This is a genomic window from Paenibacillus sp. FSL H8-0104, assembly GCF_038050215.1.
Classification (GTDB): Bacteria; Bacillota; Bacilli; order Paenibacillales; family Paenibacillaceae; genus Paenibacillus; species Paenibacillus amylolyticus.
Genome location: NZ_JBBOTC010000001.1, coordinates 6,076,527 through 6,091,669, shown reverse-complemented (window position 1 = coordinate 6,091,669; position 15,143 = coordinate 6,076,527). Strand labels below are relative to the sequence as shown.

23 protein-coding genes are annotated in these 15,143 nt (G+C 45.4%); 21 read left to right on the top strand and 2 right to left on the bottom strand.

All coding sequences use genetic code 11. From position 1 onward, the window contains the following. Window positions 1-88 precede the first annotated feature (88 nt). The 17 genes from rplR to rpsI all read left to right on the top strand — a co-directional run bounded on the left by rplR (window position 89) and on the right by rpsI (window position 9,531). Window positions 89-457, top strand: coding sequence for a 50S ribosomal protein L18 (gene rplR / locus NST38_RS26880; protein WP_017692090.1), 369 nt, complete (start codon window positions 89-91; stop codon window positions 455-457). 27 nt (window positions 458-484) lie between these two features. Next, window positions 485-982: a 30S ribosomal protein S5 gene (gene rpsE / locus NST38_RS26875; protein ID WP_017692091.1), complete on the top strand. Its 498-nt coding sequence runs from the start codon at window positions 485-487 to the stop codon at window positions 980-982. A 13-nt stretch (window positions 983-995) separates the two neighbouring features. Continuing rightward, complete coding sequence (gene rpmD / locus NST38_RS26870) at window positions 996-1,181, top strand: 50S ribosomal protein L30 (protein ID WP_017692092.1); 186 nt, start codon at window positions 996-998, stop codon at window positions 1,179-1,181. A gap of 43 nt (window positions 1,182-1,224) precedes the next feature. Then, a complete protein-coding gene (gene rplO / locus NST38_RS26865; protein ID WP_017692093.1) occupies window positions 1,225-1,665 on the top strand; it encodes a 50S ribosomal protein L15 in 441 nt (146 codons plus the stop codon). After that, window positions 1,665-2,963: a preprotein translocase subunit SecY gene (gene secY, locus NST38_RS26860; RefSeq protein WP_017692094.1), complete on the top strand. Its 1,299-nt coding sequence runs from the start codon at window positions 1,665-1,667 to the stop codon at window positions 2,961-2,963. Before rplO ends, secY begins: the two co-directional genes overlap by 1 nt. Before the next feature lie 90 nt (window positions 2,964-3,053). Beyond that, entirely contained in the window at window positions 3,054-3,698 is a 645-nt protein-coding gene (locus NST38_RS26855) for an adenylate kinase (protein WP_036607188.1), read from the top strand. Window positions 3,699-3,701: 3 nt separating this feature from the next. Further along, on the top strand, window positions 3,702-4,454 hold the full coding sequence (gene map, locus NST38_RS26850; RefSeq protein WP_036607191.1) for a type I methionyl aminopeptidase: 753 nt from the start codon (window positions 3,702-3,704) through the stop codon (window positions 4,452-4,454). Between the two features lie 10 nt (window positions 4,455-4,464). Further along, window positions 4,465-4,773, top strand: a complete 309-nt coding sequence (locus NST38_RS26845; protein ID WP_036607194.1) for a KOW domain-containing RNA-binding protein — start codon at window positions 4,465-4,467, stop codon at window positions 4,771-4,773. A gap of 3 nt (window positions 4,774-4,776) precedes the next feature. After that, the gene (gene infA / locus NST38_RS26840; protein WP_017692098.1) at window positions 4,777-4,992 is read left to right on the top strand and encodes a translation initiation factor IF-1; all 216 of its coding nucleotides are present in this window, start codon (window positions 4,777-4,779) and stop codon (window positions 4,990-4,992) included. 152 nt (window positions 4,993-5,144) lie between these two features. Next, window positions 5,145-5,258: a 50S ribosomal protein L36 gene (rpmJ, locus tag NST38_RS26835; RefSeq protein WP_003333770.1), complete on the top strand. Its 114-nt coding sequence runs from the start codon at window positions 5,145-5,147 to the stop codon at window positions 5,256-5,258. 20 nt (window positions 5,259-5,278) lie between these two features. Then, on the top strand, window positions 5,279-5,647 hold the full coding sequence (gene rpsM, locus NST38_RS26830; RefSeq protein ID WP_036607200.1) for a 30S ribosomal protein S13: 369 nt from the start codon (window positions 5,279-5,281) through the stop codon (window positions 5,645-5,647). Window positions 5,648-5,666: 19 nt separating this feature from the next. After that, the gene (gene rpsK / locus NST38_RS26825) at window positions 5,667-6,062 is read left to right on the top strand and encodes a 30S ribosomal protein S11 (RefSeq protein WP_017692100.1); all 396 of its coding nucleotides are present in this window, start codon (window positions 5,667-5,669) and stop codon (window positions 6,060-6,062) included. A gap of 136 nt (window positions 6,063-6,198) precedes the next feature. Beyond that, window positions 6,199-7,143 carry a DNA-directed RNA polymerase subunit alpha gene (locus NST38_RS26820; protein ID WP_017692101.1) on the top strand — a complete coding sequence of 315 codons (945 nt, stop codon included), beginning with the start codon at window positions 6,199-6,201 and terminating at the stop codon, window positions 7,141-7,143. 34 nt (window positions 7,144-7,177) lie between these two features. Next, a complete protein-coding gene (gene rplQ, locus NST38_RS26815) occupies window positions 7,178-7,543 on the top strand; it encodes a 50S ribosomal protein L17 (protein ID WP_017692102.1) in 366 nt (121 codons plus the stop codon). Between the two features lie 159 nt (window positions 7,544-7,702). Beyond that, window positions 7,703-8,476 carry a tRNA pseudouridine(38-40) synthase TruA gene (gene truA / locus NST38_RS26810; RefSeq protein ID WP_338707123.1) on the top strand — a complete coding sequence of 258 codons (774 nt, stop codon included), beginning with the start codon at window positions 7,703-7,705 and terminating at the stop codon, window positions 8,474-8,476. Between the two features lie 205 nt (window positions 8,477-8,681). Continuing rightward, complete coding sequence (gene rplM, locus NST38_RS26805) at window positions 8,682-9,119, top strand: 50S ribosomal protein L13 (RefSeq protein ID WP_024633564.1); 438 nt, start codon at window positions 8,682-8,684, stop codon at window positions 9,117-9,119. 19 nt (window positions 9,120-9,138) lie between these two features. Then, on the top strand, window positions 9,139-9,531 hold the full coding sequence (rpsI, locus tag NST38_RS26800) for a 30S ribosomal protein S9 (protein ID WP_017692105.1): 393 nt from the start codon (window positions 9,139-9,141) through the stop codon (window positions 9,529-9,531). 407 nt (window positions 9,532-9,938) lie between these two features. Here the strand turns inward: rpsI and NST38_RS26795 are convergent, their stop codons facing one another. Further along, window positions 9,939-10,130, bottom strand: coding sequence for a hypothetical protein (locus tag NST38_RS26795; protein ID WP_338707122.1), 192 nt, complete (start codon window positions 10,128-10,130; stop codon window positions 9,939-9,941). Between the two features lie 203 nt (window positions 10,131-10,333). On the opposite strand from NST38_RS26795, the gene NST38_RS26790 reads away from it, so the two are divergent. The 4 genes from NST38_RS26790 to NST38_RS26775 all read left to right on the top strand — a co-directional run bounded on the left by NST38_RS26790 (window position 10,334) and on the right by NST38_RS26775 (window position 14,223). Then, complete coding sequence (locus NST38_RS26790) at window positions 10,334-11,026, top strand: phosphoadenylyl-sulfate reductase (RefSeq protein ID WP_076320297.1); 693 nt, start codon at window positions 10,334-10,336, stop codon at window positions 11,024-11,026. A gap of 23 nt (window positions 11,027-11,049) precedes the next feature. Continuing rightward, complete coding sequence (sat, locus tag NST38_RS26785; RefSeq protein ID WP_341344190.1) at window positions 11,050-12,219, top strand: sulfate adenylyltransferase; 1,170 nt, start codon at window positions 11,050-11,052, stop codon at window positions 12,217-12,219. 68 nt (window positions 12,220-12,287) lie between these two features. After that, window positions 12,288-13,043 (top strand): N-acetylmuramoyl-L-alanine amidase CwlD, encoded by a 756-nt coding sequence (gene cwlD / locus NST38_RS26780; protein WP_036607212.1) that lies wholly within the window; start codon window positions 12,288-12,290, stop codon window positions 13,041-13,043. 79 nt (window positions 13,044-13,122) lie between these two features. Beyond that, window positions 13,123-14,223 carry an Mrp/NBP35 family ATP-binding protein gene (locus NST38_RS26775; protein WP_076254719.1) on the top strand — a complete coding sequence of 367 codons (1,101 nt, stop codon included), beginning with the start codon at window positions 13,123-13,125 and terminating at the stop codon, window positions 14,221-14,223. A gap of 88 nt (window positions 14,224-14,311) precedes the next feature. Here NST38_RS26775 and gerD read toward each other — a convergent pair whose 3' ends face one another. Next, the gene (gene gerD / locus NST38_RS26770; RefSeq protein WP_076254717.1) at window positions 14,312-15,061 is read right to left on the bottom strand and encodes a spore germination lipoprotein GerD; all 750 of its coding nucleotides are present in this window, start codon (window positions 15,059-15,061) and stop codon (window positions 14,312-14,314) included. Window positions 15,062-15,143: the final 82 nt, after the last annotated feature.

Genomic DNA, 15,143 nt, shown 5'->3' with positions numbered 1-15,143 from the left:
CGGCTTGCTTGCTTCGTGTGTTTCTAATATACCCCGTGGCTTCTGCTTTGAAGCCAGCGAGGTAACCTGAAAGGAGTGAATCTTTGAGATGATTACGAAACCAGATAAAAATAAGGCTCGTCTGAAAAGACACCTTCGTGTTCGTAAGAAAATCCAAGGAACGGCAGCACGTCCTCGTTTGAACGTATTCCGTTCTGGTAAACATATGTATGCTCAAATCATCGATGATGTTGCTGGTGTAACAATCGCTTCCGCGTCTACCGTAGACAAAGAATTGAGCACTGACATCAAAAATGGTGCATCTGTTGAATCAGCTCGTAAAGTTGGCGAACTCGTTGCTAAACGTGCGAAAGATAAAGGTGTTTCCAACATCGTATTTGACCGTAGCGGTTATCTGTACCATGGTCGTATCGCAGCATTGGCTGAAGCGGCTCGTGAAGCAGGACTTGAGTTTTAAGATATTTTTCAAAAGGAGGTTAACGACTTGCGTGTAGATCCGAATACTTTGGAACTGACTGAAAGAGTTGTAAATATTAATCGCGTAGCTAAAGTAGTAAAAGGCGGACGCCGTTTCAGCTTTAGCGCACTGGTTGTAGTCGGCGACGGCAACGGCTGGGTTGGAGCTGGTATCGGTAAAGCGGGCGAAGTACCTGATGCAATTCGCAAAGGTATTGAAGACGCTAAGAAAAACCTTGTACACGTTCCACTCGTAGGAACATCGATTCCTCACTTGGTAACAGGTAAGTTCGGCGCAGGACGCGTGCTGTTGAAACCAGCATCTGAAGGTACTGGTGTTATCGCTGGTGGTCCTGTACGTGCGGTTCTCGAACTTGCTGGTGTAGGTGACATTTTGACAAAATCTCTGGGTTCTTCGAATTCCATGAACATGGTCAATGCGACTTTGGAAGGTTTGTCCCGTTTGAAGCGTGCTGAAGACGTGGCTAAACTGCGCGGAAAATCCGTCGAAGAGCTTCTGGGTTAAGGAGGGAATTCTCATGGCTAAATTAGAAATTACCCTCGTCCGCAGCTTGATCGGACGTCCGGAGACGCAAAGAACAACTGTGAAAACATTGGGTTTGCGCAAAATCAATAGCAAAGTGGTACAAAACGATAATCCTGCCATCCGTGGTATGATTAACAAAGTAAGCCACTTGGTTGCTGTTAAAGAAGTAGAAGCTTAATATCGGGTTAATCCCACAAATCTTTAAGGAGGTGCAACGAACGATGAAGTTACATGAGCTTTCACCATCTCCTGGATCCCGCAAAGAACGTAAACGTCTTGGTCGCGGTCCAAGTAGTGGTACAGGTAAAACATCAGGTCGCGGTCACAAAGGACAAAATTCTCGTTCTGGCGGTGGAGTACGTCCAGGCTTCGAAGGTGGACAAAATCCATTGTATCGTCGCTTGCCAAAACGTGGTTTTGTAAACCCAACTCGCAAAGAATATGCAGTTGTGAATACTGAAGACCTGAACAGTTTTGCTGCGGGTACTGAAGTAACTCCAGAATTCTTGATGACGAACGGCGTAGTTAAAAACGCTAAATCCGGAATCAAAATCCTGGGTAACGGTGATGTCACTGTGAAGCTGACTGTTAAAGCTAACAAGTTTTCTCAATCTGCTATTGAGAAAATTGAAGCTGCCGGCGGTACAACCGAGGTGATTTAATGTTCAAGACCCTAAAGAATATCTGGCGGGTTGAAGATCTGCGCAAAAGGGTATTATTTACCCTTTTTGTACTGATCATTTACCGCATCGGCTCCTTTGTTCCCGTACCGGGAGTTAACAAAGACGTGTTCGAAGCGACAAATTCTGCGGGTAAAGAAGTTTTTGGACTTCTCAATACGTTCTCGGGTGGAGCGCTCTTCCAGTTCTCGATATTTGCGCTCGGGATCGTGCCTTACATCACTGCGTCTATCATAGTACAGTTGCTTTCCATGGACGTTATTCCTAAATTAGCGGAGTGGGCAAAGCAAGGTGAACAAGGTAAGAAGAAATCTGCACAATTAACCCGTTATTTAACGATTGGCCTGGCATTGATTCAAGCGTTTGGTACGTCGATCGGATTCAACCGCTTGTACAATACAGACATGATTCCTAACGCTACATTTGCAGATTATATCTTGATCGCGATTGTACTTACGGCCGGTACTTCATTCCTGATGTGGCTTGGTGAGCAGATCACCGAGAAGGGCATAGGAAACGGGATTTCGATCTTGATCTTTGCGGGTATCCTATCTACGGTGCCTAACATTATCAAACAAACGATCGAATCCGACTTCATTCAACCTGACCAACTGTTTATGAATATTCTTAAAGGTGTTATCATCGCAATTGTTATTGTGTTGATCATCATAGGGGTCATTTACATTCAGCAGGCGATTCGGAAAATTCCGGTACAGTACGCTAAACGTGTCGTAGGTAACAAAATGTACGGTGGACAGAATACACATATCCCGCTGAAAATTAATGCAGCAGGTGTTATCCCTGTCATCTTCGCATCATCGCTGTTGATGTTCCCGACGATCATCGCCAACTTCTGGGCAGATCGCCTTTGGGCACAGTGGATCGGACAGAACCTGACTACACACAAACCTCTGGGTATGTTGTTGTATGTCGTGATGATCTTCGGTTTCACATTCTTCTATACTTTCGTACAGATGAATCCACAGCAGATGGCTGATAATATGAAAAAGAACGGCGGTTACATCCCAGGCATTCGCCCGGGTAAAGCAACCGAGAAATATCTGACCCGTGTCATGACTCGTTTGACAATGGCCGGTGCCATGTTCTTGGCAGTCATTTCCGTTCTGCCTGTAATCTTGGGGGCACTGTCTGGTTTGCCTCAATCTGCGCAAATTGGAGGAACATCCCTCCTGATCGTTATCGGTGTTGCGCTGGATACGATGAAGCAAATCGAAAGCCAATTGATCAAACGCCACTACAAAGGTTTTATCAATAAATAGGCAATAGGTACCGGTCGAGTGAAGATTTACTTGCCGGCACCTATTGTGCTGTTTGTTGATGTAGGGTAGTCTTGGAGGGAGTGACATAACGTGAACATCCTATTCATGGGCCCTCCGGGGGCAGGAAAAGGAACGCAAGCAGACGTCATCGTGAAAGAGTTCGGTATTCCCCATATTTCAACAGGCGATGCATTTCGTCTCGCGATCAAACAGGGAACTCCCATTGGCATGAAAGCCAAGGAATATATGGATCAAGGATTGCTTGTACCAGATGATGTAACCATTGGCATCGTTGAAGAACGTTTGCAGCAGCCTGACTGCAGAGAAGGTTTCCTCTTGGACGGATTTCCAAGAACCCTTTCACAAGCAGAAGCGCTCGATGGCATTCTGGATCGATTGAACTCAGGTCTCGATCATGTAATCAACCTGAAAGTGGATCGCAACAAATTGCTCGCTCGTTTGACGGGTCGTCGAATTTGTAAAAACTGCGGTTCCACTTATCATGTGGTATTCAATCCGCCTAAGCAGGAAGGTATTTGTGATAAATGCGCTGGTGAGTTGTATCAACGCTCTGATGATAATGAAGAGAGTGTAGGTACACGACTGGACGAGTATATCAACAAAACAGCACCACTCCTCACGTTCTATGAGACTAAAGGTCTTCTTCGTCAAATGAACGGAGAACAGGATATCGATCAAGTTTCTCAAGAAATCGTGTCCTTACTGAGAGGTTAATTGATGATCATTGGTAAGTCCGAAACGGAACTGGGCTTGATGAGGGAAGCAGGGAGAATTGTTGCGGAAACGCATCGTCTCTTGGCAGAGCATATCGCTCCCGGTATTACGACTGGAGAACTTGACCATATGGCTGATCAATATATCCGCAGTCAAGGAGCTGTGCCGTCTTTCAAAGGTTATAACGGTTTCCCTGCCAGTGTGTGCGCTTCAGTCAATGAAGAGTTGGTACATGGATTTCCCGGCAAACGCAAGTTGAACGAGGGCGATATCGTTACGTTTGACATTGGCGCGCAGTACCAGGGGTATCATGGAGACTCCGCCTGGACTTATCCGGTCGGCCGTATTTCCGAAGAAGCCCGTCGTCTTCTGGACGTTACCGAGGCTTCGTTATACGCAGGTCTGGCGCTGGTAAAACCGGACGTTCGCTTGTTTACAATATCTCATGCGATTCAGAAATATATTGAAGATGAAGGGTTCTCCGTAGTTCGTGAATATGTCGGTCACGGCATAGGCGCAGATCTGCACGAAGAACCACAGATTCCGAACTATGGTCTTCCCGATCGGGGACCACGGCTTAAAGCGGGCATGGTGCTGGCCATAGAGCCGATGGTTAACGTAGGTAGACGGTATGTGAAAACGTTGGAAGATAACTGGACTGTCGTCACGGTTGATGGTAAGTTATGTGCACACTTTGAACACACCGTAGCAGTTACACCAGATGGTATGGAAATTTTCACGAAACTGAATGCGTAGGTGATGAGGCATGAACAGTCAGTCTAATCCGCAGCTCGGTCAACTTGTGAAGATCCGTAAAGGCCGCAATGCGGACCAAGCCGCAGTAATTGTTGCTATAGCGGACGGTAAGTTCGTATATATTGCGGATGGAGACAAACGTAAGTTTGATCAACCAAAGAAGAAGAATCTTCTTCATCTTGAGCTCCAGCCCATGATTAGCAGCGAGGTTGTGAACAGTTTAAACGAGAGTGGTCGGGTGACAAATGGAAAGCTCCGTTACGCGGTTCATTCATTTCTGGAATCCACCAACATTCAAGCTGAAGAGAAAGGAGACTGACTAATGGCTAAGGAAGATGTCATTGAAGTGGAAGGTACGGTTCTCGAACCGCTACCGAATGCAACATTCAAGGTTGAGCTTGAGAACGGTCATCAAATTCTCGCTCATGTTTCCGGAAAACTGCGGATGCACTTTATCCGTATCCTGACTGGAGACAAAGTAGTTGTTCAGTTGTCGCCTTATGATTTAACAAAAGGTCGCATAACTTACCGTAAATAGTAGTAGACAGTTGCAATGAACTGTGAAGCTTATGTAGCGGGTTTTGCCCGGCAAAACTTGCGAAAGCTTCGAAGCCGGTTTTACAATAGTAGAACAAGGTCAATGCTTACGAAGAGGGTTTTGCTTAGCAAAACTTTGAGGAGGTAATTCACATGAAGGTAAGACCTTCGGTCAAGCCGATTTGCGAAAAGTGCAAAGTCATTCGCCGCAAAGGGAATGTTATGGTTATCTGTGAAAATCCGAAACACAAACAAAAACAAGGTTAAAGAAGGGGGTGTAGCGTAAAATGGCACGTATATCTGGTGTGGATTTGCCACGTGATAAGCGCGTTGAGATCGCCTTGACTTATATTTTCGGAATCGGTAAAACGACTTCCCAGAAAATTCTGAGCACAACAGGCATCAATCCGGACACTCGTGTTCGTGATTTGACGGAAGATGAAGTCAGCAAATTGCGTGAAAGTATCGATAAAGAGGTCAAAGTAGAAGGTGACCTGCGTCGAGAAATCTCTTTGAATATTAAACGTTTGACGGAGATCGGTTGTTACCGTGGAGTTCGTCATCGTCGTGGTCTGCCTGTTCGTGGACAACGTACGAAAACGAATGCTCGTACTCGTAAAGGTCCTCGTCGTACAGTAGCGAACAAGAAGAAATAATAAGGGGGGATAAGAGAAAATGGCTAAACCGAAAAAAGTCGTACGTACTAAACGTCGTGACCGTAAGAATATTGAATCTGGCGTGGCGCATATCCGTTCCACTTTCAATAACACTATCGTTACTATTACGGATCCTCACGGAAACGCAATTTCGTGGGCAAGCTCCGGCGGCCTCGGATTCAGAGGTTCCCGTAAATCGACTCCGTTTGCTGCACAAATGGCTGCTGAGACTGCTGCCAAAGCTGCAATGGAACATGGGATGAAAGCCGTTGAGGTTATGGTTAAAGGACCAGGCGCAGGCCGTGAAGCAGCGATCCGCTCTTTGCAAGCTGCTGGTCTTGAAGTTAACCTGATCAAAGACGTAACTCCAGTCCCGCATAACGGATGCCGTCCTCCAAAACGTCGTCGTGTCTAATGAGATTTGCCCCTGCGTGTGGTATATTTCCGGCACAATCTGCTAATAATGGTTGTTTAGGCATACTACTACATGTTTTCGCAAGAGAAGGTAAATGTTTCATAGAGGACCGACGTTTTGAAGGAGGGGTATTGCAGTGATTGAAATCGAAAAGCCGAAAATTGAGACGGTAGACGTCAACGATGATGGCACCTATGGGAAATTCGTAGTAGAACCGCTTGAGCGCGGATACGGTACGACGCTTGGAAACTCGCTTCGCCGAATCTTGCTCTCGTCACTGCCGGGTGCGGCAGTGTCTTCGGTTCAAATCGATGGCGTTCTGCATGAATTTGCTACAGTTCCTGGCGTAATGGAAGATGTAACGGAGGTTATTCTTAACCTGAAAGCTTTGTCGCTTAAGATTCATTCAGACGAGGAGAAAGTGCTCGAGATTGATGCTGAAGGCGAAGGAGCAATTACGGCTGGAGATATCCGTGCTGACTCCGATGTGGAAATCCTTAATCCGGATTTGCACATTGCTACGCTCGGACCAGGTTCGAGACTTCACATGCGTATTTTTGCCAATCGCGGTCGCGGCTACGTCCAGGCAGATCGGAATAAACGCGATGACCAGCCGATCGGCGTCATCCCAGTCGATTCCATCTTCACCCCGATCAGTCGCGTTAACTACGCTGTGGAAAATACGCGTGTCGGTCAAGTGACCAACTATGACAAGCTCACGTTGGAAGTTTGGACTGATGGAAGTATTCGTCCTGAAGAGGCTGTAAGCCTCGGCGCTAAAATTTTGACTGAGCATTTGATGCTCTTCGTGGGTCTTACAGACGAAGCGAAAGATGCAGAAATCATGGTCGAAAAAGAAGAAGACAAAAAAGAAAAAGTACTCGAAATGACGATCGAAGAGCTGGATCTCTCTGTTCGTTCCTACAACTGCCTCAAACGTGCCGGTATTAATACCGTGCAAGAGCTGACTACGAAAACGGAAGAAGACATGATGAAAGTCCGTAACCTCGGACGCAAGTCTTTGGAAGAAGTTCAAGAGAAGCTTGAGGAACTTGGTTTGGGACTCCGTACAGAAGAATAGACAGCCGAGTGCTTGAAGTGAAGGAGGGAAAACAATGGCATACCAAAAGTTGGGCCGTAATTCCAGCGCACGTAAAGCTTTGTTCCGTGACCTGGTAACCGACCTGTTCTTATACGAACGCATTCAGACAACTGAAGCGAAAGCAAAAGAGGTTCGCTCTATTGCTGAAAAACTGATCACTAAAGCGAAAAAGGGAGATCTTCATGCCCGTCGCCAAGTGGCAGCTTATGTTCGCCGCGAAACTATCGATGGTGAGCAAGATGCAATCCAAAAACTGTTTAGCGAATTGTCCGGTCGTTACGCTGAGCGTCCAGGTGGATACACTCGTATCTTGAAACTGGGACCTCGTCGTGGTGACGCAGCGCCAATGGTTTACTTGGAACTGGTAGACCGCGCGTAAAACAGATGAGATGAGGAAAGGGGACAGAATCAACGATTCTGGATTAACCCTTTTTTTCTCTTCATTTCGGAATTCGTGCTGTAATAGAAGCTCCGTAAGGGGCTTCTTTTGCTGTTCGGGATAGGGATATGTATAGTATGGAACAAAGGTGTGGTAATAATGCGGAACTTATGTATGACGTTAACTTATGATGGCACTGCCTATTTCGGCTTCCAAGTACAGCCGGGTGGGAATACCATTCAGGATCATCTTGAAGATGCGATTCGTGCTTTAACCGGTGAGAAGGTTAAAATTACAGGTTCAGGCCGAACAGATGCAGGTGTTCACGCCCGCAGACAAATCTTCAATTTTCCTACGGAGTCCCAGATCCCGATTGAACGTTGGTGTATTGCACTCAACTCCAGATTACCCTCCGATATTGTCGTTATTGATGCGATTGAAGTTTCGGCTGATTTTCATTCTCGCTATGCAGCGAAAAAGAAAACGTATCGTTATACAGTCAATGCGAATCAATTTCCGGATGTATTCAACAGAAGACTGCAATATCATCATCATGCGAAGCTTGATATTATGGCAATGCAGGAGGGCTTACGACATTTCATAGGGACGTATGATTTTACCTCTTTTGCTTCACGCAAGTCTCAGAAAGAGAATCATGTCCGTTCGGTGTACGAAGCATGGATGGAAGTGGACCGATCAATGTGCAGAGACCATCCGCGCGATCAGGGTGTCATTCACATTTATGTGAGTGGTAACGGCTTTTTGCAGCATATGGTTCGTATCATTGTAGGTACACTGCTGGAGATCGGAGAGGGCAAACGGAAAGCCTCTGATGTACCAAATATGATTGTTGCATGTAATCGATCTGCTGCAGGACCTACTGCAGTTAGCTGCGGTTTAATGCTCTGGGATCTTGAATACAAAAAAGATTAAATTTGGTGAGTGAAAAGCTTAATTAACACTTGCGATTTAATCTCCTATCATGTAATATAAAAGTTGTGTTTTCTTAATGGCTTTCCCACAGCCCCAATTAAGAGGTTCACATCAAATTTACAATCCATCAACACCTAAAGTTATAACTTAACGAACGAAGATAAATGAAAATGATGATTTTGAACATTTTAAGGAGGAACTTTTCATGCGTACTACGTACATGGCGAAGCCTAACGAAGTTGAGCGCCAATGGCACATCATTGATGCTGAAGGCAAAACCCTCGGACGTTTGGCGAGCGAAGCAGCAGCTTTGATTCGCGGCAAACACAAGCCACAATTCACTCCACATGTGGACACTGGCGATTTCGTTGTTATCATCAATGCTGAGAAAATCGTATTGACTGGTAAGAAAATGCAAGGTAAAAAATACTACCGTCACTCAATGCACCCAGGTGGTTTGAAAGTAACTACAGCTGAAGAGATGGTTAAAAACAAACCTGAGCGTATGTTGGAATTGGCTGTTCGCGGTATGCTTCCTAAAACTCGCATGGGCGAGAAAATGAAGTTGAGACTTAAAGCGTACAGAGGCACTGAGCATCCACATGCAGCACAAAAACCAGAAGTTTACGAACTTCGCGGTTAATTAAAAGGAGGACAGTTTCATGGCACAAGTACAATACTATGGGACAGGTCGTCGTAAACATTCGGTAGCACGTGTTCGCCTTGTACCGGGTGAAGGACGCATTGTCATCAATAAACGTGATATTAATGAATACTTCGGTTTGGAAACACTCAAACTGATCGTAAAACAACCACTGAACTTGACAGAAACGCTCAACAACTATGACGTTCTTGTTATTGCTCATGGTGGCGGAATCTCCGGTCAAGCCGGCGCAATCCGTCATGGTATCTCCCGCGCTCTGCTCAAAGCAGATCCGGAATACCGTGCATCCCTGAAAAAAGCAGGATTCCTGACTCGTGACCCACGTATGAAAGAGCGTAAAAAATACGGTCTTAAAGCGGCTCGTCGCGCACCTCAGTTCTCCAAACGTTAATATTAAAAGCCTTTGGCCTCGGTCAAAGGCTTTTTTTTATATTCATGAATATTACGCCATATATTATATTAGTTTGTGCGATAGCTCTTATATCTCTGATGTCTCTCCCCAAGCTTCTGCATTTTTCCTTCATTGCCTTTTCAATGTGCTCTTAATGTCCCTCAATACAGTCCTATAATATGTACGTTGATACATCTACATCTTACTGAACCTCTCTAATCGTTTATATCATTGAATTTGCTCTTACGCTCTCACCCATCGCTCACCACACATTTTATAACAGCTCTTTTATAATCATCGATTAGAACTCATGCGTGATTTCTTGAATGCACTCGGCTTACTGTTTTTGCACTTAATTCTTTATTGCAAACCTTATCAGTATTTCTTATGGAAACGATAAAAGTCCCTTACATATCAACAGCTAAAATTCGCAACGTTGCTCCCCTTAAAACTTTAGCTTTTCTTCCTTCATTTTCAATCACCCAGTGTTTTTTTGATGCAGTTCTCGATGACAAGAACTGTCCAAACCCAGTAACAGCAAAGGTTTCCCAGGCTAAGCGATGTATTTTTACCTGTCTAATGACCTGGGCCAATATCATTGTTTTTATCTCATTAACAGAGAAATGGATAAATTGAACCAAAATAATGTTTGAGAGCGACGATAAGTAATGGGCAAAAACTGATTTATTTTACCATATGGCAGGCATTGACATCCCCAATGAAAGATTTATACTAAACATAATTCATATTAGATTAGTCGGCTTTAAGATGTGTTGAATTGCAGAATGGGGGAAATTCACAGATGAACTTGTTGGAGAAAGAAGATTTGGCACGGACGAAGGCAGAGGAACTGGAACATGCTAGTCCAGAGGATATTATTCGGTATGCTATTGAAACATTCCCAAATATCACTTTTGCATGTAGCTTTGGTGCAGAAGATGTTGTACTTGTAGATATGGTGCAGAAAATCAGCCCATCCACAGATATTTTTTATCTGGATACAGATTTTCACTTTAAAGAAACATACGAAACACGTGATAAGATGCAGGAGAACTACAACCTTGAATTTGTACGTGTGTCACCTAAGATTACTCCAGAAGAGCAGGCAGCTGAGCACGGTGAAGAGTTGTGGAAGTCTGATCCCAATGGGTGCTGTAACATTCGCAAAGTCGAACCGTTAACACGCATTCTTTCTCAGTATGATGCATGGATTACAGGTATCCGCAGAGATCAAGCACCAACTCGTGCAAACTCAAAGAAGGTTGAATATGATTCCAAATTTGGCCTGATGAAGTTTAATCCGATTGCGCACTGGACGACTGAGGATGTATGGCAATATATTCGTGACAATAACGTTGTATATAACCCTCTTCATGATCAGAACTACCCAAGTATTGGTTGTGAGCATTGCACACGTCAAGTTATGCCTGGCGAGGACCCACGTGCCGGACGCTGGTCTGGTAATGATAAAACGGAATGTGGCCTTCATAAATAATAGATATACAAGGAGCTGACAAGATGACATCGATTCTGCCTCATGGAGGTATGCTGGTTCAGCGTATCGTACAAGGAGAAGAACGGGAGCAATTGTTGCAAGACAGTAAAAACTTATCCTCTTTGCGTATTAATACCTGGACAATATCAGATTTGGATCTAATTGGTGTAGGTGCGTTCTCACCACTTCAAGGTTTCTTGAATGAGGAAGATTACCTTTCGGTGGTGTCTCGCATGCGTCTCGCCGATGGAACAGTCTGGAGTATACCGATTACACTTGCTGTTGACGATAAACAAGCCGCATCCCTCCAGATTGGTGAACGCGTGAAACTTGTTGGTGATCAAGATGGAGTCACTTATGGATTGCTCGAAGTCCAAAGTGTATACCAGGTGGATCAGGGCGAAGAAGCCCGGCGTGTATTCAAAACAGATGATCCCGAGCACCCGGGTGTTAAAAAACTGTTGGAGCGTCCTGCAACATACGTGGGAGGTCCAATCCAAGTGTTGAACCGTCCAAAACCTTCGAAATTCGAAGAATTCTATTATGATCCTGCAGATACCCGGAAGATTTTTCAGGAGAAGGGTTGGAAGACCGTAGTTGGTTTTCAGACACGTAATCCGGTCCATCGGGCTCATGAATACATTCAGAAGAGCGCTATGGAGATTGTAGATGCACTCTTCCTGAATCCGCTTGTTGGAGAGACGAAGTCGGACGATGTTCCCGCAGATGTTCGGATGAAGAGTTATCTGGTATTACTGGAGAACTATTACCCGGCTGATCGTGCGTTCCTTGGTGTGTTCCCCGCAGCCATGCGGTATGCCGGTCCACGTGAAGCTATTTTCCATGCGATGGTTCGCAAAAATTACGGGTGTACCCACTTTATTGTTGGTCGTGACCATGCGGGTGTTGGTGATTATTATGGAACATATGAAGCACAGGAGATATTTACTAACTTTACAGCAGAGGAACTGGGGATCACTCCGTTGTTCTTCGAACATAGTTTCTTCTGTACCAAATGTGGAAACATGGCATCCAGCAAAACTTGCCCACATGATAAAGAACATCATATGGCGCTTTCAGGCACCAAAGTACGCGGGTTGCTTCGTGACGGCCAGTGCCCTCCACCTGAATTTACACGTCCTGAGGTAGCTGAGGTGCTGATTGAAGGAATGGCGGAGCAAGTCCGGTCCTAGCGGTATATTTGTCCATCTTGTCCCATATAGATGATTAGAGTCATTTATAGGGACGAGGTGGTTTTTTTATGCGTAAAAATATGGGGAAACACTTTGTAGTCTGGATTAGGCTAAAAACAATCAAAAGGGTCATGCTGAGTCTCTGTCTGCTGGCCATGTTAGTGGCGGTAATGTCCTATGAACTGCCTTCCGCTAAGACGTCAGGTTATTGGAGTTTGCCGATGGCGGGTAAAGTCATTGCCATTGATGCAGGACACGGAGGTCCAGATGGAGGAGCGGTAAGTAAACAGGGGGTTATTGAAAAAGATATCAACCTGTCTATCGCCCTGTATGTGAGAGATTATTTGCAACAGGCAGGGGCCTTAGTGGTTATGACACGAGAAATAGACACTGATTTGGCGGAATCGGACACCAAGGGGTACTCCAAACGCAAGACGGAAGATCTGAAACAAAGAGTACGACGGATAGAGGATAAGCAAGCAGATCTCTTTATCAGCATTCACATGAACAGTGTCCCATCCAACCGATGGAGTGGAGCGCAGGTTTTCTATACAACGAACCATCCGGATAACGAAGGTTTGGCTAATCTGCTTCAACAAGAGATGGTTCGTAATCTGGAGAATACAGATCGAATCGCCAAAACGGTGAATACGGTTTATCTGTTACAGGCTCTGAAGATCCCTTCAGCGCTGGTAGAAGTGGGTTTCCTTTCTCATCCGGAAGAGGCACGTATGCTTGCTGACGAAGCTTATCAACGCAAGGTAGCTGCATCGATCTATAATGGAATTCTCAGATATTCCTCAGGAGAACGGCCTAAAAGTTAGTCAGAACAAGATAGGTAATGATATAATTGGATCAGCATACCTAATTACATGCCAATAGATAAAGCTGAGGTGCTGTCTGATGTTATCAAAAGAACAGATACTTGAACTATTACAGCCATTACAAGAACCACAATTGGGAGTAAGTCTGACCGAACTGGAATGGTTTCGAGATATTATGGTGAAAGAAAATCATGTGGCTCTGACCATAGTGACACTGGAAAATCGACCTGAGGACACAACAGCCTTGAGTGATGCAGCGCGTAATCTGTTGTCCCAGCACGGACTGAAGGATGTACATATTCGTGTGCGTGCAGCTTCTGAGCATGATCGTGAGAGCCTGAATATGGGACAACCCGATAATGAGCCAGATCGGGACGAAGTGCTCGTAAAAGGTCACGCAGCGGGTCTGGATGGACATGAGCTGTTAAGTCCTGAATCAGGTGTTCGTTTTATTGCTGTGGCCAGTGGTAAAGGTGGCGTTGGTAAATCAACGGTAACCGTTAATCTGGCTGCAGCCTTGGCACGTCAAGGCAAGAAAGTGGGCTTAATTGATGCGGATATCTATGGCTTCAGTGTACCCGACATGATGGGGATTGAAGAATATCCGGTCGTTGAAGATGGTGTTATTCAACCGGTTGAACGTTTTGGCGTCAAAGTCATGTCGATGGGCTTCTTTATTCGGGAGAACAACCCGGTAATCTGGCGTGGACCCATGCTAGGTCGGATGCTTCGTCAATTCTTTACGGATGTCCAGTGGGGCGAATTGGATTATGTATTACTGGATTTGCCACCAGGTACGGGAGATGTTGCTTTGGATGTGCATCAGATGTTGCCACAGAGTAAGGAAATCATCGTTACCACGCCGCATGCAACGGCAGCTTTTGTCGCAGCACGTGCGGGTGCGATGGCCATTCAAACCGATCATGAGTTACTTGGTGTGGTTGAGAATATGGCTTATTATGAGTGCGGCAGTTGCGGAGAGAAGGATTATGTCTTTGGCCGTGGAGGCGGGGGAAGACTTGCGGAAAGTCTGCATACAAGCCTGCTTGCCCAGATTCCATTAGGCACGCCGGATAATCATCCTTCCGAGCCTGATTTCTCACCTTCGGTTTACAAAGCAGATTCCCGTATAGGGGCTATCTACGATGAAGTTGCCCGGTCCATTGACTCCAAATTCTAATGGTATGAGTGTTATAAATACAAATAAAGCCTGCGTCCATTTGGATGCAGGCTTTTCAGTATCTGTGGTGCGTATTTACACCTACTGTTTATGATCCGCCGCCCGAATCTCCACTGCTTCCACCATCTCCGCCATCACCACCACCTTCGCCCTGACCCTCTTGCTGTCCGCCTTGCTCTTGCCCCTGTTGTCCGCCACTTTCTACTTTGGGTTGTAATTCCTCCTGCACAACCTTTTTAAGCAAAGTGAGTACTTCCATACGGAACAACGGGTTTTGCATCACTTCCTGCATGACAGTCATCGTCTGTTTACGATAATCGGGAGTCTTCGTCATATCCATGAACATCTTGGATACCTCAGGTGACTTCATGATGTCTTCAACAGACTTTTGATATGTGGGATCTTTAATCAATTGCATATGAAGTTGTTTACTTTGTGCGTTGATCACTTTGGCAAATTCACCCGCAAACTGCGGATCGGTCATGATCTTTTCGAATTCCTTCTTATATTCGGGAGCTGTGATGGTATCTTTTACTGCAATACGTATTTGTTCCGAAGATTGCACAGGCATTAACATTTTCATACCAATGGATCCTGAAGCACCACCCGAACCGCCACCTTCTTCAGAACCGCTGCTTCCGCTGGATGAGCTTTGACCTGTAAGAGCTTCCTCCACCGCTTTCTTGCCTTCGTCACTTTTTAAAATATCTACAACCATTGTTTTCATCTCTTTATAACTGCCCTGAGGAGGCGAAGAACTCTGATCTGAACCGCAGCCGGCAAGCATGACGGATAGCCCCAGTACGACACAGCATAGCTGCCACAAAGGCCGTTTCATGTGTACAATCCCTCCTTGATTAGATACTGGATGTAGTATGTGATGGGAAAGGGGGAAATATGTTGAGCAATGATGGTTTTTT

Excerpts from the sequence above, each read along its gene's own strand:
- truA (WP_338707123.1), top strand. The coding sequence starts at position 7,703 with ATGCGGAACTTATGTATGACGTTAACTTATGATGGCACTGCCTATTTC.
- NST38_RS26790 (WP_076320297.1), top strand. The coding sequence starts at position 10,334 with ATGAACTTGTTGGAGAAAGAAGATTTGGCACGGACGAAGGCAGAGGAA.
- rplM (WP_024633564.1), top strand. The coding sequence starts at position 8,682 with ATGCGTACTACGTACATGGCGAAGCCTAACGAAGTTGAGCGCCAATGG.
- rplQ (WP_017692102.1), top strand. The coding sequence starts at position 7,178 with ATGGCATACCAAAAGTTGGGCCGTAATTCCAGCGCACGTAAAGCTTTG.
- gerD (WP_076254717.1), bottom strand. The coding sequence starts at position 15,061 with ATGAAACGGCCTTTGTGGCAGCTATGCTGTGTCGTACTGGGGCTATCC.
- NST38_RS26795 (WP_338707122.1), bottom strand. The coding sequence starts at position 10,130 with ATGATATTGGCCCAGGTCATTAGACAGGTAAAAATACATCGCTTAGCC.
- rpmD (WP_017692092.1), top strand. The coding sequence starts at position 996 with ATGGCTAAATTAGAAATTACCCTCGTCCGCAGCTTGATCGGACGTCCG.
- NST38_RS26775 (WP_076254719.1), top strand. The coding sequence starts at position 13,123 with ATGTTATCAAAAGAACAGATACTTGAACTATTACAGCCATTACAAGAA.
- sat (WP_341344190.1), top strand. The coding sequence starts at position 11,050 with ATGACATCGATTCTGCCTCATGGAGGTATGCTGGTTCAGCGTATCGTA.
- rpsI (WP_017692105.1), top strand. The coding sequence starts at position 9,139 with ATGGCACAAGTACAATACTATGGGACAGGTCGTCGTAAACATTCGGTA.
- rplO (WP_017692093.1), top strand. The coding sequence starts at position 1,225 with ATGAAGTTACATGAGCTTTCACCATCTCCTGGATCCCGCAAAGAACGT.
- map (WP_036607191.1), top strand. The coding sequence starts at position 3,702 with ATGATCATTGGTAAGTCCGAAACGGAACTGGGCTTGATGAGGGAAGCA.
- rpmJ (WP_003333770.1), top strand. The coding sequence starts at position 5,145 with ATGAAGGTAAGACCTTCGGTCAAGCCGATTTGCGAAAAGTGCAAAGTC.
- secY (WP_017692094.1), top strand. The coding sequence starts at position 1,665 with ATGTTCAAGACCCTAAAGAATATCTGGCGGGTTGAAGATCTGCGCAAA.
- rplR (WP_017692090.1), top strand. The coding sequence starts at position 89 with ATGATTACGAAACCAGATAAAAATAAGGCTCGTCTGAAAAGACACCTT.
- cwlD (WP_036607212.1), top strand. The coding sequence starts at position 12,288 with ATGCGTAAAAATATGGGGAAACACTTTGTAGTCTGGATTAGGCTAAAA.
- NST38_RS26845 (WP_036607194.1), top strand. The coding sequence starts at position 4,465 with ATGAACAGTCAGTCTAATCCGCAGCTCGGTCAACTTGTGAAGATCCGT.
- rpsK (WP_017692100.1), top strand. The coding sequence starts at position 5,667 with ATGGCTAAACCGAAAAAAGTCGTACGTACTAAACGTCGTGACCGTAAG.
- rpsM (WP_036607200.1), top strand. The coding sequence starts at position 5,279 with ATGGCACGTATATCTGGTGTGGATTTGCCACGTGATAAGCGCGTTGAG.
- infA (WP_017692098.1), top strand. The coding sequence starts at position 4,777 with ATGGCTAAGGAAGATGTCATTGAAGTGGAAGGTACGGTTCTCGAACCG.